Here is a 26,453-nt window from a genome sequence, read left to right as displayed (position 1 = left end):
GTCCGATGCGGGCATAGAAGAGATACGTCCCGACGGCCGTCACGACGACCGGGACGATCAGGGGCGAAATCAAGAGCGGCACGACGAACCGACGCGCCGGGAATTTCGGGTCGGACAACCCGATCGCGGTCAGCGTTCCGAGGAAGGTCGCAAGGACGGTCGCGCCCGCCCCAATCAGCAGGCTGTTGCCGATGGCAGCACGCCACCGCGGCGTCCCGAGCACGACTTCGTACCAGCGTGTGGAAACGCCCGCGAGTGGAAAGGTGAAGAATGACCCGCTGTTGAAGGACAGCGGCACCGGCACGAAGATCGGCACGACGAGGAAGATTAGCACCAGCACGCACCAGAACCACAGCGCGGCGACGCGGATCCGTTCAGTCGTGGTCGGGTAGGGCGACAGCAGCATGGCGCTTCATCCCATCTTGAAGAGATCGAGACCGAGATAGCGTGTCATCGTCACGTACAGGCCGAGCGTGGACGCAAGCAGCACGAAGCTGAGCGCGGCCGCCATTTCCCAGTTCAATTCGACATTGACGTAATTGGCGATGAAATTGCTGATCAACTGGTCGCTGGCGCCGCCGATCAGGACCGGCGTGATGTAATAGCCGAGGCACAGGATGAAGGTGAGCAGGCAGCCGGCCAGCACACCCGGCATGACCTGGGGCAGATACACCCTGCGGAACACGGTTAAGGGTCGGGCGCCAAGCGACTGGGCTGCCCTGAGCTGCGACGTGTTTACCGCGCGCATCACGCTGTAGATCGGCAGCAGTGTGAAGGGAAGCTGGATGTGCGTCATGGCGATGATGAGACCTGTCCGGCTGTACATCAGCTCGAGACGGTCCGACGTCACACCGAGCCAGAGCAGCAGGTCGTTGAGCAGACCGTATTTCTGAAGGATCACGGTCCATGCTGCCGTGCGTACCAGGATCGACGTCCAGAACGGCAGCAGCACCAGCACGAGCACGATGCCGGCGATCAACGGCCGCACGTTGGTCATCACATAGGCGAGCGGGAAGGCAAGAGCCAGTGTCGCCAGCGTCACCAGCGTTGCGATCAGGAAGGTCCGGCCGAACACCCGGGTGAACACGGCCTGACCGGCGGGCACCGCGCCGATCGTTCCCTGATCGGTCCAGCGCAGGTCGAACGCGCTGAGCAGAAAGAACGAGGTGAAGCGGTTGGTCCCCGATCGGATCGCCGCCCATCCCTGGTCTTCGCCGAGAAGCGGTGCTGCCTTGATCATCGCCTCCCTGGTGGCCGCCGCATCCTGGCCGGCAAGGCGCGCCACGCGCAACACCTGGCTGCGCGCGCCGGGCAGGCGGGTGTTGAGGGTCTTGGCGAATTCATAGATGGCGCCCGCCGCCTGGGCCGCTTTCATATCCTCCGCGAAGGCGTGGAAGACCGGTTCGGCCGGCACGCCAGCGGCGCTGTCCGTGCGCAACGCCGCGATGGTGTGTGGAAGCGTATTGGCGATGGTCGGCTCATAGACGGCGCGCGACAGCAACAGCACGATCGGCGCCCCGAAGCTGAAGGCGAGCAGGAGCAGCAGCGGCGCGGCCAGTGCCAGTGGCCGCAGGCTGTCGCTGCGATCCGTCGTGCCGGTCCGGGTTTTGATGCCTGAGATTGCGATCGACGACATGAACATCACCTCGCGTGGTCGCTGACGATCGGGCAGGGCCGCCCGATCGCGATGTCGGCGCGCTATCTCACTGGGCGAGCCAGGCGTTGAAGCGCTTCACCAGATCCTCGCCATGATCGCCCCAGAATTCGACATCGCCGATCAGATAGGCCTTCATGTGGTCCGGCGCCGTCGGCAGTTTCGACAGCACATCCTTGGGCACGAACGGCGTCGCATCGGCCATCACAGGACCATAGGGGATGTGACGGCCGAGCTGCGCGCTGACCTCGGGTTCGGCCGCGTAGGCGAGATATTTGTAGGCGAGGTCGAGGTTCTTCGCGCCTTTCGGAATCGCAATCATGTCGTATTCGACGATCTGATCGTTCCAGACGATTGCGAACGGCCGCTTGTCCTTGTCGATCGCATTCTGAATGCGTCCGTTCCAGGCAGTCGTCATCACGACTTCCTTGGACGCCAGCAATTGCGGCGGCTGTGCGCCGGCATCCCACCAGACGATATCCTTCTTGATCGAATCGAGTTTCTTGAAGGCGCGGTCGACCCCGGCAGGCGTATCCAGCACTTTGTAGACGTCGGCTATCGGCACGCCGTCGGCCATCAGCGCCCATTCGAGATTCTGCGCCGGGGCCTTCCGCATGGCGCGCTTGCCGGGGAATTTCTTGGTGTCGAAGATATCGAGCACCGATGTCGGCGCCTCCTTCAACACGGTGGTATCGTAGGCGAGTACGTCGCCATAGACATCGATGCCGACGCCGCAGTCCAAAGCCGTGCCGGGAAGGAACCGCTTACGATCGGCGATCTTCGAATAGTCGAGGCGGATCAGCACGCCGGCGTCGCAGCCCTGCAGGACGGTCGAGGTCTCCACGGTCACGAGGTCGATCGGGACATCGCCGGTCTCCACCATCGCTTTGATCTTGCCGAGCTCGCCGGTGTATTCCTGCTCGTTGAACTGGATGCCCGCCTTCTTGGCGAACGGCTCGAACCAGGCCTTGCGCAGCGCCGACTGCCATTCGCCGCCGGTCGCCATTACGGTGAGTTCTGTGGCGCTGGCGGGCTGTATTTGCGAAATGATTGCGGCGCTCGCCAAGGCAAGCAAGGTCGTCCTGTCAACTCGCTTCATGAAACGCTCCCTGTGTTCGCGGTAATACCGTCCGGGGCGACGCCTGCCGGAAAAGCCCGGCAATCGGCCGTGCGCCACCCAAGGTCGATCGCTTCGCCCGTCGCCATCGTTGCGTCGGGGCTGATCTTGACGGTCAGGACCTGCCCGCTCGGCAAACGCGCGAGGAGGCGTTGGTGGTCGCCGTGATAGATCCGGCCGTCGACCGTCGCCAGAAAACGATTGTCCGAATGGTCGCCGCCACCGGCGATCCGCTCGGGCCGGACGGCCAACTGGACCGGTACGCCGGGACGAATGTCTCCGATCGCGATGGCGGTCGTCCTCAATCCCGTGGGCAGCGTGACCAGGCATTGATCGCCATCGACACGTTCGACGATGCCATCCAGCGCATTGTTTTCACCGATGAAGCTGGCGACGAATGCGGTTGCGGGCTCGTTGTAGAGCCCGTCCGGTGTTCCGATCTGAACGATGGCGCCGTTCTCGAAGATGGCGACGCGATCCGACATCGTCAGCGCTTCGCTCTGGTCGTGCGTCACATAGACGATGGTGACGCCGAGCATTTCATGGATCTGCTTCAACTCGATCTGCATATGCTCGCGCAGCTTCTTGTCGAGCGCGCCGAGGGGCTCGTCCATCAGAACGAGGGATGGCTGGAAGACGAGCGCACGGGCGAGTGCGACGCGCTGCTGCTGGCCGCCGGAGAGTTGTGTCGGTTTGCGATCCTTGAAGCGCTCCAGCCTCACCATTTCGAGCGCACGGGTGACGCGCGGCCCGATCTCGGCTTTGGATACCTTCCGCACCGAAAGCGGGAAGGCGACGTTGTCCGCTACGCTCATGTGCGGAAACAGCGCGTAGTTCTGGAACACCATGCCGATGTTTCGATCGTAGGGCGGCAGGCGGTCGACCGATTTACCGTCGAGCGTAATGACGCCTTGGCTGGGACGTTCGAAGCCCGCCAGCATGTTCAAAGTCGTGGTCTTGCCGGAGCCTGACGGTCCGAGGAACGTCAGAAACTCGCCGCGGCCGATGCTCAGATTCAGCCGGCGGACGGCGTGAAAGTTGCCGTAAGTTTTCTCGACGTCGATGAATTCGACAAATTTGGCGTCGGCTGGTTTCCCGTTCTCGCGACCGGCGGCCGGCTTGCTTGTTGCCGCGGCGCCCGTCTTCCCGCCAGCGGCTGTACCCTGCTGGCCCTTTGCGGAGGGCGCGCTCTCGGCCAAGGCTTCACGAAGCGACGAACTTTGTCCGGTTGAAACCATCGCTCGACCTCCAGGGCGCTTTGGGGTAGTTATGTGATCACACAATAGGAGATTGAGTGACCATACAATGCGAAGACGGTAGCGTCAAGTCGATCATATGAGGCAATTTATGGCAGACAATGTGCCACATAATGGACGATCGAAGCCTGTTGGTATGCATACAAGTTTGATTGTCTGGTGCTTTTCTCCATGTTAAGAAGGCTTTGCTGACGACAGGAACGTTCGGGGCGCCAAAGTCGCAATGCTCGAAAATCTGGAACTGCCGAACAACGACCGACCAATTTATCAGCGTTTGGCGGATGCCATCGGTGAGCGAATTGCGCGCGGCGAACTGGCTGAAGGCGACCGGTTGCCACCGCACCGCGAAATTGCGCGCCTGCTCGGTATCAATGTCACGACCGTCACGCGTGCCTTCTCGGCATTGCAACAGCGTGGGCTCGTGGAGGCGCGGCCCGGTCGTGGAACCCTTGTCGCCGGGAAGGACACTGAAGAGGGCGGCTTCAAATCGGCCCCCAGCGACGAGGCTGGACTGATCGATCTGTCCGTAAACAGGCCGGCGACGTCGGCCTATCGCGAGGCGCTCGCGCAGTTGTTGCCGCACATCGCAAAGGATCGCCGGTTTGGCGCCTTGCAGGACTATCATCCTCCCGAAGGTCCGGAATGGGCGCGCGCTGCGGTGGCGGATTGGCTCGACGGCGTCGCGGGAGATGGTGACGCCGGCCGTGTCGTCCTGACGGACGGCGCCCAGCACGGCCTCGCCTGCGTGTTGCGGGCCTTGACGCAGCCCGACGATATCGTGCTCGCCGATTCCATCACCTATCAAGGCATCAGCGCCCTTTGCCGGTCACAAGGCGTCGACCTGCGCGGAGTGTCGATTGATCGGGAAGGCATGCGGCCCGACGCTTTCGAGGCCGCTTGCGCGACGTTGCGCCCACGTGCGGTTTTCCTCGTACCCAGCCTGCACAATCCGACGACGGTCACATTGAGCGAAGAGCGCTGCCGCGCACTTGCGGCGATCGCGCGCCGCCACAACGTGCTGATCATCGAGGACGATGTCTATCGTCCGCTGCTCGATCGCGCCGTTCCGTCTTTCGCCGCCCTGGAGCCCGAGCTTACCGTCCACATCAGCGGCCTGTCGAAATGCATTGCGCCCGGCCTGCGCTACGGATTCGTGGTGGCGCCGCGCGCGGTGCTCGGCAATGTCGCGGCGGCGCTCCGGATCGATTGCTGGAGCATCAGCCCGCTCACGGCACTGATCGCCACCATTTTGCTGGAAGAAGGGACCGCGAAGCGCATCATCGAGGTCCAGCGTGAGGAGTTGCGGCGGCGCCAAGCGATCTTGCGCGATGCGCTTGCGGCATTCGATGTCCAAACGCAAGAGACGTCGCCCCACGCTTGGTTGCATTTGCCCGAACCCTGGCGTGGCGCTGCTTTCGCCCGCGCCTGCCGTCAGCGTGGCGTAGGCGTGCTTCCTGCGGATGCGTTCGCCGTAGGACGCGAAACTCTCGCGCATGCTGTGCGCATCAATGTGGGCGCCGCTCCGTCATCCGGCGAATTGCGGCAGGCGCTTTCGATCATGACCGACCTGCTGAATGCAGGTCATTTTGAAATCTCAGGCGCGGTCTGAGGCGTTGTGGCGGAATTGATAAAAACGGACGTCGTGATCGTCGGGGCCGGAATCATCGGGCTTGCGATCGCATTTCGGCTGGCCGCGGATGGCCGAGAGGTTGTCGTCATCGACCCGAACGAGCCGGGTTCGGGCGCCTCCTACGGCAATGCCGGGACATTTGCTCCCTACGCCTGTGCACCGGTCGGCAACCCCGATGTCTTGTGGAATCTGCCCAACCTACTTGTCAATCCGGACAGCCCTCTCGCCGTGAGGCTGGCCGGCTTGCCCGCTCTCATTCCCTGGCTGTCGCGCTTCCTTTGGCAATCCACGCCCGCCCGCGCGCGCCGCAACGCATACGCGCTGGCAGAATTGCTGAAAGACGCGATGCCGACCTGGCGTGAGCTCGCAGAGCAGGCTCGACTTTCAGACCTTCTGCGATATGAGGGGTGCCTCTATCTCTATCGGGGAAAAATGCCGCGAGAAGGCGACGAGTGGGGTGCTCGGCTGCGCAACGAGCTCGGTGTTCGACACGAGCGGTTAACGTCAGAAGAGGTCGCAAGGCTGGAGCCTGCGCTTCCTCCGACGGCCGGGGGCATCTTTTTCCCCGATGCAGCTCACACCATCGATCCTGCCGCGCTGACCAGCCGACTGGCGGCCGCGGCCACGGCAAGAGGCGCTTCGTTCCAGCGCGCTTATGTCGATCGGCTGGAACCGCAGGACGGCGGACGAATCCGTTTGATGTGCCGCGATCGCACGATCGATGCGCATACGGTTGTCCTAGCAGCCGGTGCTTGGTCGCGCTCTCTGGCCGAACAAGGCGGCGAGGACATTCCTCTCGACACGGAGCGCGGCTACCACATCGAATTCGCGATGGACGTCTGTCCGATCAAGAGGCCGGTCAGCCCGGTTGATCTGGGCTTCTATGTCACACCCATGGCCGGCCGCTTGCGGGTTGCGGGAACGGTCGAGCTCGGCGGCCTCTCCGCGCCGCCCAATCCAAAGCAGATTGCCCTTCTGGAGCGAGGCGTCCGTAAGCTCTTCCCGGATCTCGGCCCCGTTCAATCCCATTGGCACGGCTTTCGACCCTCTCTTCCCGACTCGCTGCCCGTCATTGGACCCAGCCGACGCCATCCGAACCTGATCCACGCTTTTGGCCATGGACATCTCGGCATGACCTTGGCCGGCGCCACGAGCCGCATCGTTGCAAGTCTCATCGAAAGGCGGAATGAGGCTCTGAACCTTGACGCCTTTCGGCCTGATCGGTTTGCCTGAGTGATTTTTCGCTGTCGAGCCTGAGAGCAAGGGGCTGCAAAACCAAGCTTGAACCCGTCAAATCGCCACGTTCAACGAATGTCGGTATCGGTGGTTGCGTCTCCAGTCGCGAGATCCCATTTTTCGGCGTAGCTGAAATTGTAGGTTTTGGCCCAGAAAAGTCGAGAATGCTTTGTCTTTCAATGGAGATTGACTGACACTCTCCGCCATAGTCGTGGTGAGGTTGTTCAACGTCTATTTTGAGAGTAGATGCTGTCGCTCAGGCGACGATGGACACCTCATTGCGAGGATTGGATGACGTATCGTAGGTTTGGTTGGTGTGGGGAAAGGCGGTAGCGCTCCAGCGACTCGAACCCCCGACAGATGACCGCACAGTGGGATATAGCGTTCAAATGCCGCCCTACTGTAGTTGAGGCTAGCCACCCTAGTAGTCCGAGCTCGCCCCACCGGATCGATGAGCCGTGCGAGCTTCGATCGCAATACAAACCAATGGAGATGATCAGGCCTTCCCCACACCTGATCCCAGGCGTTCGTCGCCTGCTCGTTGCAATACCGAACCGCTAAATCATTCTGAACGCGGGAAATTCCCTAGTACCGTCAATGGGTGAACGGAGAAGGAAATTCAGAAGGGTCATTGATTTTGCTCGTGTATTCAGCGGATTTTGATTCCGCCATTCGGAGGTTCGATCCCTCCCGCCCCAGCCACATCGCCCGCCCAGGCTGAAAACACTGACGAAACTGGCTGGCTGGGGAGCTGATGCACAGCTCTGCGACACACCGCTGCTTCACAGGTGTCGCGCCCGCCGGAAAGCATCCTTCCTTGATTGGGATCGCTGTCGGGGTGATCTGCGATCCAACATTCCCGGCTCCCGTTCGGTCAGTTTAGGGGCGACGGCCACGCCAAAAGATATGGTTGGATCGCCCCCAGCGTTTTCCAAGTGATCGGTTCAGACGGCTAAACCGAAAAGCGTCGTTTTTCGCGTTCGCTTGATTGTTGCCCCCTTCTTTTACTTTTTTTTACATTATCGACAAGGCGACAGGGCCGAAGTTCAGTCTGCGTCAGGCGCTCAGGTCAACTCGTTTTCACTCAATCGACGGAGACCATCGTGACTAAACCAAGCATCGTTTTCGCTCATGGCCTCTGGGCTGATATCGAAGTGGCGGAAGCGCGTGTCTGGCTCAAGAAGAGCGGGGTAAGGCATTTTGCGGGAGGTCTGTCCGAGGCAGAGCAGAAGCTGGTGTATGCAACGCAGGCCGCACCCATCGCAGATCTTTTCAACCAGAAGGTCGAGGGCACGTCGTGGAAGTCCAAGCCTAGCTGGTATGTACTGGCCACGCAGGACCAGACGGTTCATCCTGATCTGCAACGTTTTGTGTCCCATCGCATGAAAGCCGCAACCACTGAAGTTGCTACCTCCCACGTCCCGATGCTCTCGAAGCCAGATGTGGTGCTCGATGTCATTCGTAAGGCGGCGAGCGCTGTCTTAGCGTCCTAACGCCAAACTGGCGCCATCAACGGGAGGCCGTCGGCGCGTGACCGATGTCGTGAAGCTACTGCCTGTATCCGCCGGCATGTCAGCGCCGTCTTGCGATGATTTCTGATCCGCTGGAAAGTGGGCATGCCTTGCCCCGTACAGATGCAGACTATCGACGACGCTTCGATCGAAGTCGCCAACGAAAAATCTGAAGTCAGCAAGTATAGCGGCTCCTTTTAGTGACGCAGGCGTTTTAAGGCAGGCGAAGTGCGTGCGGCATATTACGGCTGTAGTCGTTTCGCGCGCTCACAACATCCGTTCGTAATCTCACCTTCGCAAGGTGAGCACCTCAAGACTCACGTCGGCGGCGTCACAACTGGCGACGCGCAGATTTCAGGAGAGGTGAACATGCGAAACCTAATCAGGACACTAGCAGTGCTGGCCCTACTCGGCAGTCGCGGGGCCATCGCGCAAACGGTGGGAGTTGCGAGATCATCCGCCGAATACTCTACCGCTGCAACCGCGCCGTTCTCACTGACGCAAGACACCCGATTGATCGGCCGGGCGCCGGTCGGGCACCGCCAACCGCAAGCGCGCGATGTGCCGTCGCAGAGTCACGGTGAGCTCGAGCGCCTCACTGACGAGGACGCAGCCATCGATCGCAAGCTTATCATCTGCCACGGTTGCTGAGGTAATGACGGCAGGCGACGAAACGGTCGCGGGCAGCAACCTGGTTGGATTGGTGGCGGCGGAGAGACGAGAATCCGCTCCAATCCGCCCGCTCGGCTGCGGCGAGAGATTCTTCCATCTCTACTCGCTTGCCTTTCCCGTGCATTTTCGTAGAGCACCTCGGGACGATGCGCTCACCCGCGGCCGTGGCCGGAATGATGCAATGGATCGCAGCCGAGATACCGCCGACCGCAGGCAAGGAGAGCGTGGCCGCGTTGTTTGCTTCCCTGCTACAGAGCTCCGCAGTCATTTCGAATCTCGGTGTTCTGCCGCTTGCGGTTGAATACGGCTCTCTAAAGCTCAAGGCGGTCTGGGGGCCGGCGCTGTTGACCAATCTTCCGTCCGACCGACAAACGATCGGCGTCGGCACGTTTGCCGGCAGGCTCCGTACAGTTCATCAGAGTTACGAGCCGATCTCAGGCCTTCTGGAAGCGATCCGTGAGACTCTTCTCGCTGCCTGTGACTAGCATCGTGGCAATAATCGGCGGCCGCCGGCTTCTCGAATTTCAAAGTCATGCTTTGTCGCTGGCCCTCTTGTCGAGCAAGCGGTTGCGCGCCTTCCCAAAGCTATCCCGCATTGCGGCCGTAACCATTTCGGACGCTCTTGAAGTCGCGGCGTAATTGCGAGACGCCATCCTGTGCCTTGCATGAGCCGCCCCTTCGGGCATCCGAACAGCGGCTGGTTTCACCAACGAGAGTGACAGGTCACATGAAAATCCTCCTTGCTTCGACTCCCGCCACCGGCCATCTCAATCCGCTGCTTGCGATCGGACGTTTCCTGATCGCCGAAGGCCATGAGGTTGCCTTTCTGTCGGGGAGTGCTCTGCGCAGTCCCATCGAACGCATCGGCGCAAGATTTTACGCGTTTCCGGCCGGCGCGGATTTCGACCTGCGCGACTTCGCGACGGTGGCTCCCGAATTGAAAACCATTCCGCCGGGGTTGGATTGGTTCCGCGTCGCCATGGAGCGGGTATTCGTCGACGCCATTCCCGGCCAGCACAAGGGCATACAGCAGGTGCTGCAGGATTTCCCCGCCGAAATCATCATCGGCGACGACATGCTGTTCGGGGTCTTGCCCATGCTGCTCGGACCACGAGCGAAGCGGCCGCCGATTGCGCTGTGCGGCACATCGTTCCTGCATTGGCGCCGCGAGGATGGCGCGCCGAATTTTGCCGGTTTGCATCCTGCCACCACGCAGGCGCAGCGTGACGACTATGCAGCGGTTTATCGTGAACATGACGAGCACCTCTATCACCCGGTGGGCGATAGGCTGAACAGATTTCTGCAGACCATGGGTGTCGGGCCGTTGTCGATGCCCATGTTCGATTCGGTCGTCGAACTCGCCGATGCTTATCTACAGCTCACCGTTCCGAGCTTCGAGTTTCCGCGCACTTTTCCGGCCTCGGTACGTTTCGTTGGGCGGCCTCCGCTCATTCCGGATCAGGCGCCGCTGCCACCCTGGGCCCACGAGCTCGACGGCTCGCGCAAGGTGGTGCTGGTAACGCAGGGAACACTGGCCAACCACAATTTCGGCCTGCTGATTGCGCCGACGTTGGCCGCGCTCGCCGATGAGCCTGACCTTCTCGTCGTCGCCACTGCAGGCGGCCGCCCCGTCGACGCCATTCCGGGTCCAATTCCGGCCAACGCGCGCCTTGCCCAATATCTGCCGTTCGAATGGATACTACCCAAGGTCGACGCATTCGTTACCAATGGCGGCTACGGCAGCGTCAACCAGGCGATGAGCTTCGGCATTCCGCTGGTCACCGCTGGGCTAACGGAAGACAAGGCAGACGTGAACGCGCGCGTCGCATGGTCCGGTGTAGGGATCGATCTGGCGACCAACGAGCCGACGCCTGACGCATTGCGCCACGCCGTTCGAACCGTGCTCGATAGCCCGACCTATCGGAGGCAGGCGTCGTCGATGGCCGACGAGTTCGATGAGATCAATACGCGCGCCGAGATTCTTCGGATCATTGGCGAGCTCGCGCATGCGCCGAAACAGGCGGCCGCGCGGCGGGCCACAGCGACCGTGGTCACGCGCCGCCGTGTCGGCATCCGTTAGGCTTCCAATATCCGACAGCGGTGACGTTACGGTTGTAACGCAACATCCGCCAGTTGTAGCCGCTGCGCACTATGCCGGTTCTGGGTCATCCGCGGGCGCGCCCGCGGATGACCGCGGCCTTTGGATCTATGAATAGCCGACCACTTGCCCGATGCCTCACGAGGCGTTCCTTTAGGGACGCGCAAGGTATGCAGCCCATGGCAAACTGATCACATTTCATCACATCCCCGAGACTTTACGCGGTTCATCGCAGCAAGATGTTGCCGGAACCCATAGATACCGCCCTCAACTCGGACGGAGGCAATGATGCTTCAGTGTGACGATCTCGACGGCGCGCCTGTTTTGGATTTCGACGCGTGGCGAGCATTGCTTCGATCAAATTGCGGGCGCGACGTCGAGGTCACGACGCCGAATGCCTTTGCCGGCTTGATCCGTCCCTTCAATGCATGCGGGCTTGAGGCAACCTCGGTTAAGATCAGGTGGGGATCGGCAGACCCAAGCTACCCTGATCACCAAGTAGAGCGGAGTTACCGCGATGTTCGCTGCGATGGCGCGGATCATTACCTCTTGATGTTCCAAGTCGCCGGGCAGACGGAAATGAGCCAGATCGATCAGGCGGCACAACTCGCGGTAGGCGATGTTGCGCTCGTCGATGCGGCGCGGCCAGTGACTTATCTCTCCCGCTTCAGCAGCCCGGAGTGGCTGACGCTTAGGCTGCCGCGCAGAGCGCTGCGCTCTCACTTGGGATTCGAGCCGCAAGGGGTGGTTAGCAGGCAGGTAACGCGCACCAGTCGTCTGCTCTTCGACCTCATTCGTGATGCAGATATGGAAGCCGCGTTATCGTCCGCCGATCTCTACATGCAGTTCGCCGTCTACGACCTGGTCGGCGCGCTATTTGCGCCGTCCGATCTGCGACCCTTCTCACGCTCAGCGGACAAGCTGTTCGCGCGCATCACCGGCGCGGTGAAGGATGGTCTTGCGGATCCGGATTTCGGCCCCGCCGAGTTGGCCAGCGAAGTTGGAATTTCGCTGCGCTACCTCCAGAAGCTTTTCACCGAGCGCATGACGACATGCAGCGAATTCATCTATTCGCATCGCCTGGACCATGCTGCTTATCTTCTCCACCGCCGGGCGCTAAAGGGCGCCGATCAACCTTTGAGCGAGGTCGCCTACGCCTGCGGCTTTCGCGATTATGCGCATTTTGCGCGGAGATTCCGCAAGCGGTTTGGCTATTCGCCCGGCGCCCATCCGGGAGAGGGCGCCGTGCGCGCTGGTACCGCAGAAAGTGCGTTCTGGGCACGCGACGTCCGTTTTGGGACGTCCTAGATACGACGGCTTGATCGCTGTCCGATTGGGCGGCGGGCATGAGGGCAGGGATTTGCCGGAAGTTCGAATTGCGGGGGTCATAGTCCAATAAGAAAAGTTGAGAGACCAGATTTATGCTTGCCGATGCTGGCCATATCCTTGTTGTTGATGACGATCCTTCGTTGCGGCAATTGGTGATCAGATACCTTGAAGATCACAATATCCCGACGAAGCCGGCCTCAAATCGAACCGAGCTTACTCGCCATCTGAACGGGGCCGAACCGAGTCTGATTATTCTCGACCTGCGGCTAGGCCAAGAGGACGGGCTCGACATGTTGCGGGAGATCCGATCTCATTCGGACGTTCCGGTCATCATCACGACCGGCCATCGCCCCGACGAGATCGACCGCATCGTCGGCCTCGAACTCGGTGCAGACGACTACATCATCAAGCCGTTCAGCCTCAGGGAATTGCTGGCCCGCGTCCGTGCGGTCCTGAGGCGGCAGGAGATGGGACGCCTCGCACGCGCTCACAATCCGGAGCGGGGCGGATACAGGTTCGACGGTTGGCAGCTCGAGCGGCGCGGCCGCAGGCTTCTTGATTCCAAGGGAACGCCAGTTGCGCTGAGCAAGGGCGAGTATGCGTTGCTGTTGGCGTTTCTCGAGGCGCCGCAGCGCCCGTTGTCGCGCGAGCAGCTATTGCAGTCCACACGGATGCACGAGGATATCTTTGATCGAAGCATCGATGTCCAGGTGTTGCGGCTACGGCGCAAGCTCGAGGTTGATCCGAGTGCGCCGCGCGTGATTCAGACCGAGCGCGGGATAGGTTATGTCTTCGCATTGCCGGTAGAACCCTTCTGAGCAGAATCGAAATGTGGCAGCGCGGTTACGGTCGTAGCCGAATACTCCGTGCAGCTGATGATCGCGTAACGGGCGGCCATCACAATCTCCGTATTGGTTGACGGAGATCCAAAGATGAAACACAAGGTCCTTCCATTGGCGCCCACGCTTGATCGTCGGCGACCCTCTTTGCCGGCGGCATCGGGCCATTTGCCAACGCCGAGCATTGGCGCGCGCAACGGGCGCGGCTTCCTGCCCGAAGGGTCGAGGCAAATTCTGGAACTTTCCGAAGCGAGATCGCTTCCGGCGAGGAGGCCCACAATGGGCCGGGCCGACGCGGTCTGGCAGTCGGTGCTTTGGTTTTTTGTCGAAGGGTTTGCGCTCTATGGTGCGTCGGTACATTGGGTTGCAACGACGGCGGTGACGACGATCGCCAACGAGGTTGATGCTCGACAGCGCCAGAAGCATGCTCGGAGCAAACGACGAGAATTTGTTTCGCTGGCCTCGCTCCACGCCCGTGCCGAAATAACGATGGTTGAGCGTGATGGCGCAGCCGATCGAACCGCAATTGAGACCTGGACGCCGGCTACGCGAGACGCCTTCGCATCTTCTGCGCGCGAGGTCGACCGATACAGATTGGTCCATCCTAATTGGTCGGCCATGATATGGCGCGCCGTCGCTGGCGGGTGGGCAAAGTGGCGTCGCGAGCGGGAGATAAAAGAGGCGGTGGCTACCCTGGCGGAATACGACGACCGGATGCTGCGGGATATGGGAATTCTCCATCGATCCCAGACAGAACAGATAATCCGATATGGCCGGGACGACTGACCCGGTCAGTGGATGGTGGTGGACGCGGCCTATGTGTTGCAAGGGCCGCGCCCGCGCGAACTACTTCAACGTCCCCGCGCGCCCGGCGCGAATGGGCCCAAACGAGAGTGGAGCATGGTTGCGCTGACCAGATATCGCCTGGCTTGTCACGTCAAAGCGCTTCGTCTCACTTGACCATGCGCGGCAAGACGAGAAGTGCCGCCCATCGATCGCGCTGGATCGCGATGACCTGCGTCGTGATCCTGGGCGGCCTGTTGGTTTCGTCGGCGGCGCAACAACCGCTCGTGCCGCCGCCTGAAATGAACAGCATTTTCTCCGAAGAGCCGATCACTCCCGTTCCCAAGCCTCCACGGATCGATCCCTTGAAGGTCAGGCTTGGTGAGCGTCTGTTCGGCGATCCTCGGCTGTCTCGCGATAATTCGCGCAGTTGCTCGTCGTGCCACGATCTTGGTACCAACGGCGCGGGCAGGTCGAGCTACGATGCTGGCCTCGACGGCTCGAGCCTTCCGCTCAACACACCGACCGTGTTCAACGCCGCGCTCAGCTTCCGCTTCGGTTGGGAAGGAAAGATCCGCAACATCGAGTCGGACATCAAAGCCTCGTTGGAAAATCCGCAGGTCATGGGCGCCAATATCTCCGATATCGCAGAAAGGCTGGGCATGGATCCTGGCCTGCGCCGGGAGTTCACGACCGCCTACGGTAGTGGCCCCGATGCCGAGAATGTCGTCGATGCCCTCGCAAGCTTCCAGCGAACCTTGATCACGCCGAATAGCCGGTTCGATCGTTGGCTGACGGGAGACGCCGGGGCTCTGTCGGCCCAGGAGCAGGACGGCTATCACTTGTTCAAATCACTGGGCTGCGTTTCCTGTCACCAGGGCGTGAACATCGGCGGCAATCTCTTTCAGCGACACGGAATTTTCCACCCGCTCGGATCGCCGAAGCCGGAAGTTCTGCGCGTGCCCAGCCTGCGCAACGTCGCGACCACAGCGCCATATTTTCATGACGGCAGCGCCCCAACACTCGATGACGCCGTTCGCAAAATGGGCGTCGCGCAGCTGAACTCGACGCTGACCGACGAGCAAGTCAAGGCGGTCGTTGCCTATCTGGGAACCTTGACCGGAAAATATCGCGGCGCTCAGGTCGGAGCTGCACCATGAGAATGACGCCTCTAGTAGTATTCGTGTCATTCCTGCTTCTGTTGCTGACTTGGCTGTTGCTAGGCGGGCTGAACTTCAACTCGACGCGCCTTGACCAGCAGCTCGAGGCACTCGACCATTTTTCCAGACTCGAGCGCGCCCTAAATCGGGAAGTATTGACGGCACGCGCGGGCTTGTCTCGAAACTACGATGAGCTGGCGCGCCTGACCGACGCTTACGATGACTCTGTACATCAGTTGCGCGATGCAGCCAGTTCCGACGCAGAAGAGGAGGCAGCAATCGCCGTTCTGGCCGCTAGCGCGCATCGGCAGCAGGACCTGATCGAACAGTTCAAGAGCAGAAATGCACTGCTGCGAAACTCCTTCCTCTATTTTGGTATGTTCAGCGCCCGTCTCGCCGCCTCGGACCGCACGCCGGTCGTTGCCGCCGCCACCACGCTGTCGGCGGCCATGCTGCGCCTCACGCTGGACACATCGCCGGCCGCGGCACGCGACGTCAAGGATCGGTTGGAACAACTGGCGCGCTTGCCAGACCCGGGCGACGACGCCGCATCAATACAGGCGGCGATTGCGCATGGCGGCCTGCTGCATGACCTGCTGCCGGCGACCGATGCTGCGCTGAAGGCGTTAATTGCTGCGGCGACTACCCGCGAGCAGGATGCGGTTCGCGCACTGATCGTGAAGCGCCAGCTCGCCGCCCGTGCATCGGCGCGTCGGTACCGTGTACTCCTCTACGGCACGTCCTTGGCGTTACTCGGTGCCCTGATTTATCTCGGACTGCAGTTGCGGGCGCGCGCGATTGCCCTGCGCCGGCGTGCCGCATTTGAGCACGTGATCGCGGGCATATCGATGCGCTTCATCAATGCGCAGCCGCACAGCATCGACGCGGGGATCACACGCGCTCTTGCCGACATGGCGGAGTGCATCGGTTGTGACCGCGCCTATTTTGTGTCGAGCGGTGCCGCGCCGCGGGAGCACGTCTGGTGCAGGCCGGGCATAAGTTCTCCTCCGGACTGGCCGCGACGCGCGATGGCGCTGACGGCCAGGTTTGAGCAGTCCGCCGATGGAATCATCCATGTTCCGCGCGTCGACCGCATGCCGATCGGCGAGAACAAAGAATCCTGTGTGGCCCTGGGCCTGGGTGGATGGGCGTGCGCGACGCGCGTCACCAAGGACGGTGTCGCCGTCGCCCTGGGGTTCGGCGCAATTGATCGAGCCTGTCGTATCACCTCTGCTGGCGAACTCAGCTTGCTCCGGATGGCGCTTGATACGATCGTGTATACGCTGGAGCGGCATTGCATGGAAAACGAACGCTCGCGGCTGGAGACGCGCCTGCAGGAGGCCCGTCGCATGGAGACAGTGGGCACCTTCAGCAGTGGTATCGCCCACAACTTCAACAATATTCTGGGCGGCATTCTCGGCCATGCCGAGATGGCGGACGAACATCTCGACCCAGACGCCAGATCGCGCCGCAATTTGGATGCCATCCGGCGAGGCGCGGAGCGGGCGCGGGATTTGGTCGACCAGATCCTTACATTCGGACGTCGTCGCGAGGGGAGACGGGAACCCGTCTGCGTCAAGACATTGGTCGCGGAAGCGAAGTCGCTACTCGCGCCATCATTGCCTGCCCACATCGAAATCGCGGTGAGCGAAACGTCCGAGACGGCGGTCGTTTTGGCGGAGCCCGCGCAATTGCAGCAGGTCATCCTGAACATCTGCAACAATGCCGCCCAGGCGATGGACAAGCCTGGCGTCATCGAGATTCAAATCGCCACAAGGGAGATGACCGATGCCGCAATGATTGGCCAGATCGCGATCAATCCGGGTCGCTTCGTCGTGGTCTCGATTTCCGACCCCGGGCGCGGTATGGATGAGGCGACACTGCCGCGGATCTTCGAGCCATTCTTCACGACACGTCTGAACGGCAATGGCTTTGGACTTGCCACTGCCCGCGACATTGTCCTGGAGCACAATGGCACGCTGGAAGTGCAGAGTACCCCAGGGGCCGGAACACGATTCGACATCTGGCTTCCATCCGTCCCGTCCCTTGCACCGATATCTCTTCAGCGTGCGTCCGGCTCGGCTGGTCGCGGCATCGGTGAAGCCGTGCTGGTGCTTGAGACCGACCGCGAGCGCCTGCTGCGGCACGAGGAAATTCTGGCGGCGCTCGGTTACGAAGGAGTCGGCTTCACCGGGCCGCAGGAGGCCGCGCAGGCTTGTGCGGTGCCCGGGCGCTTCGACGCAGCCCTCGTGTGTCACCAGCCCGGCTCGAGTTTCGCCATCGATTTCGCCACGAAATTGCGTCAGCTTGCTCCCAACCTGCCGATCATCCTGGCGACGAGTTCAACGCGGGATCTGGAAGCACCGCTGCTGGCTGCTTCCGGTGTTTCCGAAGTGATTCATGATCCGCTCACCTCTGTGGACCTGGCCGGCGCCTTGTCGCGCTGCCTGACAGACTCGGCGCGGGCGCGGCTGCAGTCGTCGACCGTGCGCGATAACGTTCGATCTTTCAGGCAATGACCAAAATGAGGACCAAGATTACAGCTGTAGTCTTATTTCCCGCGCCAGAGACAATGCCGTAGCGGATCTCCTGCAAATTCTTCGCATCAGCCTGCGGAGAATTTTGAAATGCCAACGCATTCCTTATCACGCCGGCCGTCGCTAACGGTGCATCGACGCTCCATCCAGTTCGACCGGGCGTCGACAAGCAAGCGAGTCATCGCCGCGGCGGGCATCGCCATACGCCGTACGGCCATTCATTTACTCGCCAGACTGGCAATCGCCGCGACGTGCACGAATTCGGCGGCGGCTTTTGATGCCATGCACATCTCCCGTGTGGCCGTTGCGACTGTCGCCGGTACACATTCGTTTGAACCTGGACGTGTTTCCCTCCCCAGACCGGCCGCACGCCGGACACGGTGGTTCACCAGCGGCCGTCGCCCTTCCACCGGCTCATTCAACAGAAAGGGAGGCGCCGGATCATGACGCCGAAGACTGAAGAAGTTGGGAGTCGCCCCCGAACAGGAGGCGCAAGGATGATCTGCGGCCTCGGGCTGATCAGCCGCAACTCACGCGCGCCCGAGAGTGCCGTGCTGCCGGTCGCTTGCGCGGGCATCAGAAGCAAACTGCGTTTCGGCGAGAAAAATAACCACGGAGAAATTGCAATGGAAATGCATTCACGACGATCGCTCTACGAGAGTCACGGCATCACAACTCTGTCGCGGCGCAGGTCGCGATGGGGCACGATCGCGCGCTGCGCCATCACCCGGCTCCGTGCGCTCATGAAAGGGGGCAGGGCGGCTATCGAAGCCGAACTTGCGGCTCATCACGACATCGCAGAAATCGCCCGCATGAGCGATTACATGCTACGCGATATCGGGATTACCCGAAGCGAAATTGAAAGCAGGGTGCGCCGGCCGCGAGCAAGTGTTGGAATCGATGACGAGCCGGTCCGCTCGAACGATGCCGGCCAGAACCCATCGGCTTTGCCGACAATCAACTCGCCCGATCTTGTATCGCAAGGTCGGTCGGAACGGGGTTAGGCGTGCACACGCATCCAGCGCAAGTGGGATAGGGAAGGCGCGACCATGAAGGCGATCATCGTGGGTGCGGGCATCGGCGGATTGACCACCGCGCTTTTCCTGAACAAGCACGGCATCGACTGCGAGGTGTTCGAGCAGGCGCCGGCGATCCAGGAACTGGGCGTCGGCATCAACCTGATGCCCCAGGCCATCGCATCCTATGATGAGATCGGCATGCTTCCGGCTCTCGAACGGTCGGGCATTGCACCAGACCATCTCTTCTATTGCACGGATCAAGGACTTACCGTGTGGGACGAGCCGCGCGGACGTCGTGCGGGCCTGTCCTATCCGCAGATCTCGATCCATCGCGGCCGGCTTCAGCGCCTGCTGCACGACGCGTTCCGAGCGCGAGCCCCCGGTAGAGTTCATGTCGATCGCACCTTTGTATCCTGCCACGACACAGGGAGACAGATCGAAGCCAGCTTCGTTTCGGGAGCGGGTCAACGGTTCGCGGCAAGTAGCGATGTCTTGATAGGTGCGGACGGCATCCATTCCCGGCTCCGCCGAATCTTGTTCCCCGATGATGGAGAGCCGCGTTGGAGCGGACGGCTGATGTGGCGCGGTACAGCGAACTGGCCAAAATTCGGCGGCGGCAAGCATTTTGTGGTAGCGGGCTCGAATGATGCGCGCCTAGTCGTCTATCCGATAGCCGCCGGTGAGACGGATGATACGTTGTTGACGAACTGGGTGTTCGTTCATCGAGCGGCGAAAGACGGCAGCCCGTTGGATGGGCGTGAGGAATGGCAAGGCAGGGCTGACCGCACGCGCTGCCTGAAAATGCTCGAGAAGTTTATCATTCCCGATCTCGACATCCGTGCCCTCGCCGCGGCCTCGGAGAACATCTGGGAATATGCCATGTGCGACCGCAATCCGTTGCCCCGATGGAGCGTCGGACGCATGACGCTGATGGGTGACGCCGCGCATCCGATGTATCCTTTCGGCGGCAACGGTGCGGCCCAAGCGATTCTCGATGCGAAATCGCTTGCCCTACAGCTCGCGGAAGCCAATGGCGACGTGGCCGGTGCACTCAATGCCTACGAGCGGGAGCGGCGCGAGAAGGTCTATGCCGTCGTCATGAGCAACCGTCAGGGTGGGCCAGAACGTGTGATCGACTTCGTTCTGTCGCGGCTTTCGGAATGCGATGCCAATCTCGAAGACGCTGCGCCCTTTGAGCAGCGCAAGGCGATCGTCCACGAATATTCGCATATAGCGGGCTATTCGGCTGATCAGTTGCACGGGCCTGCTTGTCGCTGCACGAGCACATAGTCGCAGCTTCAATCAGATTACCTAAACTAACATGGTGAGAAGCAAGCATGACGACGAGATTAAAAGCTCCTGCGGCATCCCTTGAAAATTACGAAGATGGCAAGACGAGGTTCGGTTCGAATTATGGCGCGGCCGCTATCGAAGCAAGGCGATGTCGCGTTGCAGACTTCTTGGCGAGAGCCAATTTCGAAGCGACCTTCATTACCCCAATACGCCACAAGTCACGCGCCCTTGCGAGCGAAAGAGGCGCGGGAAAAGAGCCTGATCCGGTGAAGCTCCTTCGACCGCTCGTGGCGCAGGCGCATGGCATCTTGCGCGAGCGCTTTGAAGCAGGCGGCTCCGTCGAAGACTATCTACGCGACCGGGCGAAACTTGCCGATAGCACAGTTATCGGTCTGCTCCACGTTGCATCGATATCCAATGGGCTGCGTAATCACAGCATGGTCGCTCCTCTTGCGGCAGTTGCGGTGGGCGGTTACGGACGAACGGAGCTGGCACCAGGCTCTGATCTCGACTTGCTGTTTCTTCTTCCTGAAACCAACCGAGCTTGCGCTGACGGCTGCGCGCCGGAGATGAAGGCCTGCATCAGTACAGTCGTCGGCAGCCTTTGGGATCTCGGATTCAAGCTGGATCACGCGGTGCGATCGGCCAGCGAGTGTCTTGAACTTGCACGGAATGATGCCACTGTTCTTTCTGGATTGCTCGACCGGCGCCTTCTGTGGGGCGGTTTCGGTTTGTTCACCGCCCTCGATAGCGCTGTCATGGCCCTCCTGTCCGGGCCTGACGCGGGACATTGGAGAGACACGGTCGGGAGTGCCCTATCGAGCAGGGATCGCTTAGCAATGTGCGAAATGCAAGGTTTTGAGGAGGAGCCCGATCTTAAACGTAGCCCCGGTGGCCTGCGAGACTTGCAACGCGCAATCCTGTTGAATGGGCCTGGATCGCTCCATTCAAAGTCATTCACGCACCCGTCGCTTGTCGATGCGCACCGCTTCTTGTGGTCAGTGCGGTGTCATCTGCATTTACTCGCCGGTCGGGCCGAAGATCGTCTAAGCTTATCTTTTCAACCCAGCATCACGCGCCGGCTCGGATTGAATGGCCCACAGAAATCTGCTGGGCCGCTTCTGATGGACCTCGTTCGTTGTCACAGGAGGAGTGTTCTTGCGGCTATGAGCGGACCAGCCGGCACTGGCGACAAGGCTGCTTTGATCGCAAATGCGTGATAGGGCGCCGGCGAAAATTGCGGTCCGCCGCGAGGCCAGCCACATTGATCCATCGAGCTGGCGGCTACTGAGTGCCATTCAACAATGGGAACGTCCCCGTGAATCCATCAAGTGGAAACGAAGAGTCAGCATCTCGCCCAGGCGTTTCAGGCGACCGCAGCTTGAATAAATACGGCGATGCCGGGCTGCTGGCCTCATCCGCTACGCGGGGTTGGTCGAATCTCACGGCAGAGCTTCGCAGCCACAGCGGTACGGTTACCTGGAACAACCCGCAGCCTGATGCCGAGATCTGCGTTGATGTCCGCGGCAGTCGGTCCGTCGTCACGCGAAGGCTGGACGGGGTCACCGACTCGACCGTCTCCGAACGCGGAACAATCTGGCTCCGGCCGGCGGGCGTGCGGGAAGGCCTGATCGACATGTCCGAGCCGCAGCCGGCGATCCTGCATCTTTACCTTTCGCCCCGTCGATTCTCGTATGATAATTTGGGTCAAGATTTCGACATGACGGCGATCAGGTCGCTCCGCCACGAGGGCGGATTCCATGATCCGCTGCTGGCCGAGATCGGCTATGCCATCATGTCCGAACTGGAGCACGAGACTTCCGCGGGCGCGCTGCTCGCCGAAACCCTTGCACTGAGCTTGATGGCAAGACTCGTCCAGAACCATGTTGACGCGCCGTCGTCCGGCGTCGCCACCCCAGCTGCACGGGAAGGGCTTGAGCCGCGCAGATTGGCGCGAGTGCTTGACTTTATCGAAGCCAATTTGGAGGGTGATCTGACGGTGTCGCGGCTGGCGTCGATTGCCTGCCTGAGCCAGTTCCATTTCGCGCGTGCCTTTAAGGCCGCCGTCGGCCAATCGCCGCATCGGCATGTCAGCGCAAGGCGTCTCGAGCACGCCAAGGAACTGCTCTCCGATGCGGATCGGGCCTTGGCCGATATCTCCCTCGCGCTCCGGTTTTCGTGTCAGGCCAATTTCACCCGTGCATTCCGGCAAGCCACGGGTCGGACACCTGCGCAATATCGGCGCAGCCTGATACCCTGACGTCGACAATCTGCGTCCGGTTCACCGCAAGAAATGACAGCAACTGAGCAGGCGATGCGAAGCCGCATTGCGTCGACAGTGATAATTATTCGTTCGTCGTACACTGATCGCGCGAAGGGAGCGAATATGAAATCCGAACGGAAGGTCGCCGTCATCACCGGCGCGTCGCGAGGCATTGGCGCGGCGTTGGTCCGGGCCTATCGTGATATCGGCTATCACGTCGTTGCGAGCTCTCGTTCGATCGACAAGAGCCACGATCCGTCGATAGCTGCGGTCGATGGCGATATCGCGAGCGCAAGGACCGCCGATCGCATCGTGGGACTTGCCATCGAGCGCTACGGACGGATCGATACGCTCGTCAACAATGCTGGCGTGTTCATTGCAAAACCCTTTACGGAATATTCCGAGGCCGACTTCGCCACGATGGTCGGGGTCAATCTCGCGGGTTTCTTCAATCTGACGCAGCGGGCGGCGGCGAGAATGCTGCTCGCGGGCTCGGGGCACATCGTCAATATAACGGCTACGATCGCCGTGCAGCCGATGGCCTCGCTGGCGGCGGCGCTCGCGGCCCTCACCAAGGGCGGGCTCAACGCGATCACCCGCTCGCTCGCGATCGAATACGCAACCCGGAACGTCCGCGTGAACGCCGTCTCGCCGGGTGCGATCGCAACGCCGATGCACGCGGCGGAGGCGCATGGCTTCCTCGCAAGCCTGCAGCCGATGGGCCGCATGGGCGAGACACAGGAGGTCGTCGATGCCGTGATGTACCTGGAGCGGGCGGCTTTTGTCACCGGCGAGATCATGCATGTCGACGGCGGCGCGTCCGCTGGTCGCTGGTAGGAGGTATGTCATGTGGTCGGACCGACGGATTGTTGAACTGTTTGGGATCGAGCATCCCATCGTGCTGGCGCCGATGGCGGGATTGGGCACGGTCGACCTTGCGGCTGCGGTCTCAAATGCCGGCGGTCTCGGCTCGATCGGTTGCGCTATCATGACGCCGGAGCTCGTTGCGAGGAGCGTCGCGGAGCTCCGACGATCGACACCGAAACCGATCAACCTCAATTTCTTCTGCCACGATCCGGCAAAGGCGGACGCCGCTCGCGAGCGTGCCTGGCATGAGAAGCTCTCCTCCTATTATCGCGAACTGGGTATCGATGCCGCAACGCTGACGCGCTTAGATCTCGCTCCGTTCGGCGACGCCGCGTGCGTCGTGATCGAGGAGGTCAGGCCGGAGGTGGTGAGCTTTCATTTCGGCTTGCCCGAGTCCGGGCTGGTCGATCGGGTCAAGGCAGCAGGCTGCAAGGTGATCTCATCGGCGACGACGGTCGACGAAGCATGCTGGCTCGAAAAGCATGGCGCCGATGCGATCATCGCTCAGGGGTACGATGCCGGAGGACATCGAGGCATATTCCTCGATTCCGACCACAAGCGCGCGGTCGCCTCGCAGGCCGGTACATTCGCCCTGGTGCCACAAGTCGCCGACGCCGTCAGCGTGCCCGTGATCGCTGCCGGCGGGATCGGGGATGGGCGAGGGATCGCGGCGGCGTCCGCGCTCGGAGCCGCCGGCGTGCAGATGGGGACTGCCTTTCTGCTTTGTGCCGAATCGGCAACGCCCCCGCTCTATCGCGAGGCCCTGCGAAATGCGCGGGTGAACCGGACTGTCCTGACAAACGTGTTCTCCGGGCGGCCGGCCAGGGTTCTCGTCAATCGCCTTGCCGTCGAGATCGGTCCCTGGTCGGACGCGGCGCCGGACTTTCCGCTGCCCATGGGCGAGCTGCCGCCGCTGCGTGCTGCGGCTGAGCAGGGTGGGAGCACCGATTTCACGCCGCTTTGGTCAGGCCAGGCAGCCGCGCTTGCCCGGGAGATGCCCGCCAAAATGTTGATCGACATCCTCGTGCGGGAAGCCGCCAAGTTTGGAGGGATCTGTGGCGGCACGGCGAGCTCACTGATCCGCGGGTGCGGCGACGCGAGCGATAAGGCAGAGGGCAGCTAAGATCGGCGGAATTACGAAGCACCATACGCCAAATTGCATGAAGAGAAGAGCGGCCGCGCCGCAGCCCAGGGCGAACACCAGGACGTTCATGCCCATAGTTTTCAGCCGATCATTGGGTTGGTTTTTCTCATTTCTCCCGAGAGCCAGGTCGGCCAGATCGATCATGATTTGCGTCGTCGTGCCGGTCATCAGCGTCGAGGGCGGGACACTGGCCAGATAGATACGATGAGTGGCATTCTGGATTGCCATAGCAGCGACCAGCACCATACCTGTAACGATGGCCTGCCAGCTATCGCCATCGCGAAATGGACCGAATCGCACCGCAAGGGTGGCTCCCGCGACCAGAAGGGCGATCTCGAGACCGAGCATCGTTTCGAAGACGGCGCGCAGCTGATGCGATAGCAGCGAGCTTAATAGCCTTGTTGCGATCACCACAGTGCAAAACACCGGCAGTGCCAGAAGTTTAGCTATGGCACCGGATGTCCCAAGAACAAGCGATGCGCCGAGGGTGACGAAGTTCCCGGTCACATGGGCCGTGAAGAGCCCCTGAAGTGCAAGGAAGCCCGCCGTGTCGACGTAGCCAGCCGTGCAGCTCAGGAGCAGTGGCAGCAGAAGCCGGTTTTGCGCGCCAGCCGCCATCACATCGAATACTTCAGCTCGAGCCCGAGATAATCGCTGTCGTGGCCGCCGGCCTGCCGGATCGTATCTCCGATCTTGTAGTGGACGGCCTCCAAGGCGCCGGTCAGATGGGCGTCAAACCGATAATCCACTCGAAGCTGTGCATACGCGCCCGACCAGGCATTGCCCTTTCCGGCCGTGCCCGTGACCGGGATGTTGGGCTGCACGTAGATCGCATCGGCGGTGGTCTCGCGCCACTGAAAGCCCAGCGCGCCCATGATAGACAGGTTGGTGATCGGCTTGACCGTCAAGGACGGCTTGAGGTGGATCAAGTTCACGTAGCCCGTAAAGCCGGCGAGCGTGAAGTAGTAGCCGTTCGGAAATAGCGGATTGAAGGTGCCCAGCACCTTGTCGCCGTGATGATGATCGCCGGACGCTCCATCAAGTTGCAGCCCGATTCGCGGCTGCCAGGGAACTCCGGCAAAGGTATAGCCTGTACGGGCGCCGGCGCCCCACGCACTGATATCCTTGCCACCGATGACGCCGGTCTGGCCCATCGCCTCGAGATCCCAATCGACCTGGTTGAGTTTTCCAGCGAACCGAACGTCGAAGACGTTTCGCTTTTCATCGCCGCTGGCGTCGAGATATCGAACGTTATCCTTCTGATAGAACGAGTAGTACCCGGATAGTTCGTTGGTCCCCAGCACCTGTCGCTCGACACGTAGCGTGTGAAAGCGAAAGTGACTATTCGACGTATCATCGAAGGGAGATATGAGGTCGTACTGGACCGGCTGGCTCAGAAAGCCGATGAAGCGCCAGGGACCGCTTTCCCAGTCGCCCCACACGGCGTCGAACGACTGGCGTACATTTGGTCCGTCCCGCGAAGAGACAAAGCGTTGCAGGTCGAAGTCGAAGTCCTGCCGTCCGACCCGCGCCTTGAAGGTCCCTGCCTCGGTTGCATTTACGTACGCGAGGAACCCAAGCCGCAGGTCCAGCGGATCCTGGTCGACCGGAGTGATGATGTTCTTGCCGAAGGCGCGGTCGTCCTCGAGTTGAACGAACAGTTGCCAGTGCTCGTCGAAATGGAAATCGGCGTGAAATTGGAGCCGCTGGATAAGATAGTTATCGGGCCTGGTGCCGCCGACGCCGAAGCTCTGCGCATTGACGCTTTCGAAGCGTTCGCGAAGCGTCATCCCGAAAGAGACGTAGCTGTGCTGATCGCCCGGCTGGATAGGAATGTACTTGATCGGATCATACCAGTCGGTCCGAAGCGCGGGATTCGCAAGAACCGACCAGTCTTCCTGCCAGCGATTTGTTTTGATGTCCGGGCGCGTGGCCGCATCTTCGGCAAACGCTGCCGAGTAAGACGCAAGCAGGCAAAGAAACCACGCCGCGCTTGGAGCGCGCGCCAGGATGCCAGTGCTGTTCAGTCCAGATCTTCCCATGGG

22 protein-coding genes and 1 pseudogene are annotated in these 26,453 nt (G+C 61.2%); 16 read left to right on the top strand and 7 right to left on the bottom strand.

Going from position 1 to position 26,453, the window contains the following annotated elements; translation table 11 throughout:
* From Q3C01_RS03445 to Q3C01_RS03430, 4 genes are all read right to left on the bottom strand, one after another.
* A partial coding sequence (locus Q3C01_RS03445) for an ABC transporter permease (protein ID WP_458143810.1) occupies positions 1–406 on the bottom strand: 406 nt, incomplete at its 3' end.
* A gap of 6 nt (positions 407–412) precedes the next feature.
* Positions 413–1,636 carry an ABC transporter permease gene (locus Q3C01_RS03440; protein WP_458143808.1) on the bottom strand — a complete coding sequence of 408 codons (1,224 nt, stop codon included), beginning with the start codon at positions 1,634–1,636 and terminating at the stop codon, positions 413–415.
* Positions 1,637–1,703: 67 nt separating this feature from the next.
* On the bottom strand, positions 1,704–2,753 hold the full coding sequence (locus Q3C01_RS03435) for an ABC transporter substrate-binding protein (protein ID WP_458143806.1): 1,050 nt from the start codon (positions 2,751–2,753) through the stop codon (positions 1,704–1,706).
* Positions 2,750–4,009: an ABC transporter ATP-binding protein gene (locus Q3C01_RS03430; RefSeq protein WP_458143804.1), complete on the bottom strand. Its 1,260-nt coding sequence runs from the start codon at positions 4,007–4,009 to the stop codon at positions 2,750–2,752. The genes Q3C01_RS03435 and Q3C01_RS03430 overlap by 4 nt, the downstream gene beginning before the upstream one ends.
* Positions 4,010–4,250: 241 nt before the next feature.
* On the opposite strand from Q3C01_RS03430, the gene Q3C01_RS03425 reads away from it, so the two are divergent.
* The 8 genes and pseudogenes from Q3C01_RS03425 (at position 4,251) to Q3C01_RS03390 (ending at position 14,128) form a co-directional block, all read left to right on the top strand.
* Positions 4,251–5,636, top strand: a complete 1,386-nt coding sequence (locus Q3C01_RS03425) for an aminotransferase-like domain-containing protein (RefSeq protein ID WP_458143802.1) — start codon at positions 4,251–4,253, stop codon at positions 5,634–5,636.
* A gap of 6 nt (positions 5,637–5,642) precedes the next feature.
* Positions 5,643–6,890 carry an NAD(P)/FAD-dependent oxidoreductase gene (locus tag Q3C01_RS03420; protein WP_458143800.1) on the top strand — a complete coding sequence of 416 codons (1,248 nt, stop codon included), beginning with the start codon at positions 5,643–5,645 and terminating at the stop codon, positions 6,888–6,890.
* Positions 6,891–8,005: 1,115 nt separating this feature from the next.
* Positions 8,006–8,386 (top strand): annotated as a pseudogene (locus Q3C01_RS03415) (alpha/beta fold hydrolase); the annotation flags it as partial.
* An 836-nt stretch (positions 8,387–9,222) separates the two neighbouring features.
* Positions 9,223–9,561 (top strand): hypothetical protein, encoded by a 339-nt coding sequence (locus Q3C01_RS03410; RefSeq protein WP_458143798.1) that lies wholly within the window; start codon positions 9,223–9,225, stop codon positions 9,559–9,561.
* Positions 9,562–9,803: 242 nt separating this feature from the next.
* Complete coding sequence (locus Q3C01_RS03405) at positions 9,804–11,156, top strand: glycosyltransferase (RefSeq protein ID WP_458143796.1); 1,353 nt, start codon at positions 9,804–9,806, stop codon at positions 11,154–11,156.
* 303 nt (positions 11,157–11,459) lie between these two features.
* Complete coding sequence (locus tag Q3C01_RS03400; RefSeq protein WP_458143794.1) at positions 11,460–12,482, top strand: helix-turn-helix domain-containing protein; 1,023 nt, start codon at positions 11,460–11,462, stop codon at positions 12,480–12,482.
* A gap of 113 nt (positions 12,483–12,595) precedes the next feature.
* Positions 12,596–13,321, top strand: coding sequence for a response regulator (locus Q3C01_RS03395; RefSeq protein ID WP_458143792.1), 726 nt, complete (start codon positions 12,596–12,598; stop codon positions 13,319–13,321).
* Between the two features lie 300 nt (positions 13,322–13,621).
* Positions 13,622–14,128 carry a hypothetical protein gene (locus Q3C01_RS03390; protein ID WP_458143790.1) on the top strand — a complete coding sequence of 169 codons (507 nt, stop codon included), beginning with the start codon at positions 13,622–13,624 and terminating at the stop codon, positions 14,126–14,128.
* Positions 14,129–14,294: 166 nt separating this feature from the next.
* On the opposite strand, the gene Q3C01_RS03385 is transcribed toward Q3C01_RS03390, so the two are convergent.
* Positions 14,295–14,438 carry a hypothetical protein gene (locus tag Q3C01_RS03385; RefSeq protein ID WP_458143839.1) on the bottom strand — a complete coding sequence of 48 codons (144 nt, stop codon included), beginning with the start codon at positions 14,436–14,438 and terminating at the stop codon, positions 14,295–14,297.
* On the opposite strand from Q3C01_RS03385, the gene Q3C01_RS03380 reads away from it, so the two are divergent.
* The 8 genes from Q3C01_RS03380 to Q3C01_RS03345 all read left to right on the top strand — a co-directional run bounded on the left by Q3C01_RS03380 (position 14,428) and on the right by Q3C01_RS03345 (position 24,387).
* Positions 14,428–15,285 (top strand): cytochrome-c peroxidase, encoded by an 858-nt coding sequence (locus tag Q3C01_RS03380; RefSeq protein WP_458143835.1) that lies wholly within the window; start codon positions 14,428–14,430, stop codon positions 15,283–15,285. The two genes, Q3C01_RS03385 and Q3C01_RS03380, sit on opposite strands and share 11 nt — an antisense overlap.
* Positions 15,282–17,804 carry a two-component system VirA-like sensor kinase gene (locus Q3C01_RS03375; RefSeq protein WP_458143788.1) on the top strand — a complete coding sequence of 841 codons (2,523 nt, stop codon included), beginning with the start codon at positions 15,282–15,284 and terminating at the stop codon, positions 17,802–17,804. Before Q3C01_RS03380 ends, Q3C01_RS03375 begins: the two co-directional genes overlap by 4 nt.
* Positions 17,805–18,319: 515 nt before the next feature.
* Positions 18,320–18,826, top strand: a complete 507-nt coding sequence (locus tag Q3C01_RS03370) for a DUF1127 domain-containing protein (RefSeq protein ID WP_458143786.1) — start codon at positions 18,320–18,322, stop codon at positions 18,824–18,826.
* Between the two features lie 45 nt (positions 18,827–18,871).
* Positions 18,872–20,131 carry an FAD-dependent monooxygenase gene (locus Q3C01_RS03365; protein ID WP_458143784.1) on the top strand — a complete coding sequence of 420 codons (1,260 nt, stop codon included), beginning with the start codon at positions 18,872–18,874 and terminating at the stop codon, positions 20,129–20,131.
* A gap of 47 nt (positions 20,132–20,178) precedes the next feature.
* Positions 20,179–21,354, top strand: a complete 1,176-nt coding sequence (locus Q3C01_RS03360) for a [protein-PII] uridylyltransferase family protein (protein ID WP_458143782.1) — start codon at positions 20,179–20,181, stop codon at positions 21,352–21,354.
* Between the two features lie 161 nt (positions 21,355–21,515).
* Complete coding sequence (locus Q3C01_RS03355) at positions 21,516–22,394, top strand: helix-turn-helix domain-containing protein (protein ID WP_458143780.1); 879 nt, start codon at positions 21,516–21,518, stop codon at positions 22,392–22,394.
* Between the two features lie 126 nt (positions 22,395–22,520).
* A complete protein-coding gene (locus tag Q3C01_RS03350; protein WP_458143778.1) occupies positions 22,521–23,234 on the top strand; it encodes an SDR family NAD(P)-dependent oxidoreductase in 714 nt (237 codons plus the stop codon).
* Positions 23,235–23,244: 10 nt separating this feature from the next.
* On the top strand, positions 23,245–24,387 hold the full coding sequence (locus Q3C01_RS03345) for an NAD(P)H-dependent flavin oxidoreductase (RefSeq protein ID WP_458143776.1): 1,143 nt from the start codon (positions 23,245–23,247) through the stop codon (positions 24,385–24,387).
* On the opposite strand, the gene Q3C01_RS03340 is transcribed toward Q3C01_RS03345, so the two are convergent.
* Both Q3C01_RS03340 and Q3C01_RS03335 read right to left on the bottom strand, forming a co-directional pair.
* A complete protein-coding gene (locus tag Q3C01_RS03340; RefSeq protein ID WP_458143833.1) occupies positions 24,337–25,026 on the bottom strand; it encodes a YoaK family protein in 690 nt (229 codons plus the stop codon). The genes Q3C01_RS03345 and Q3C01_RS03340 overlap by 51 nt on opposite strands.
* Positions 25,026–26,450, bottom strand: coding sequence for an alginate export family protein (locus tag Q3C01_RS03335; RefSeq protein ID WP_458143774.1), 1,425 nt, complete (start codon positions 26,448–26,450; stop codon positions 25,026–25,028). Before Q3C01_RS03335 ends, Q3C01_RS03340 begins: the two co-directional genes overlap by 1 nt.
* Positions 26,451–26,453 lie beyond the last annotated feature (3 nt).

It is taken from the genome of Bradyrhizobium sp. UFLA05-109 (assembly GCF_054185165.1).
This window is presented reverse-complemented; position numbering and strand designations above follow the sequence as displayed.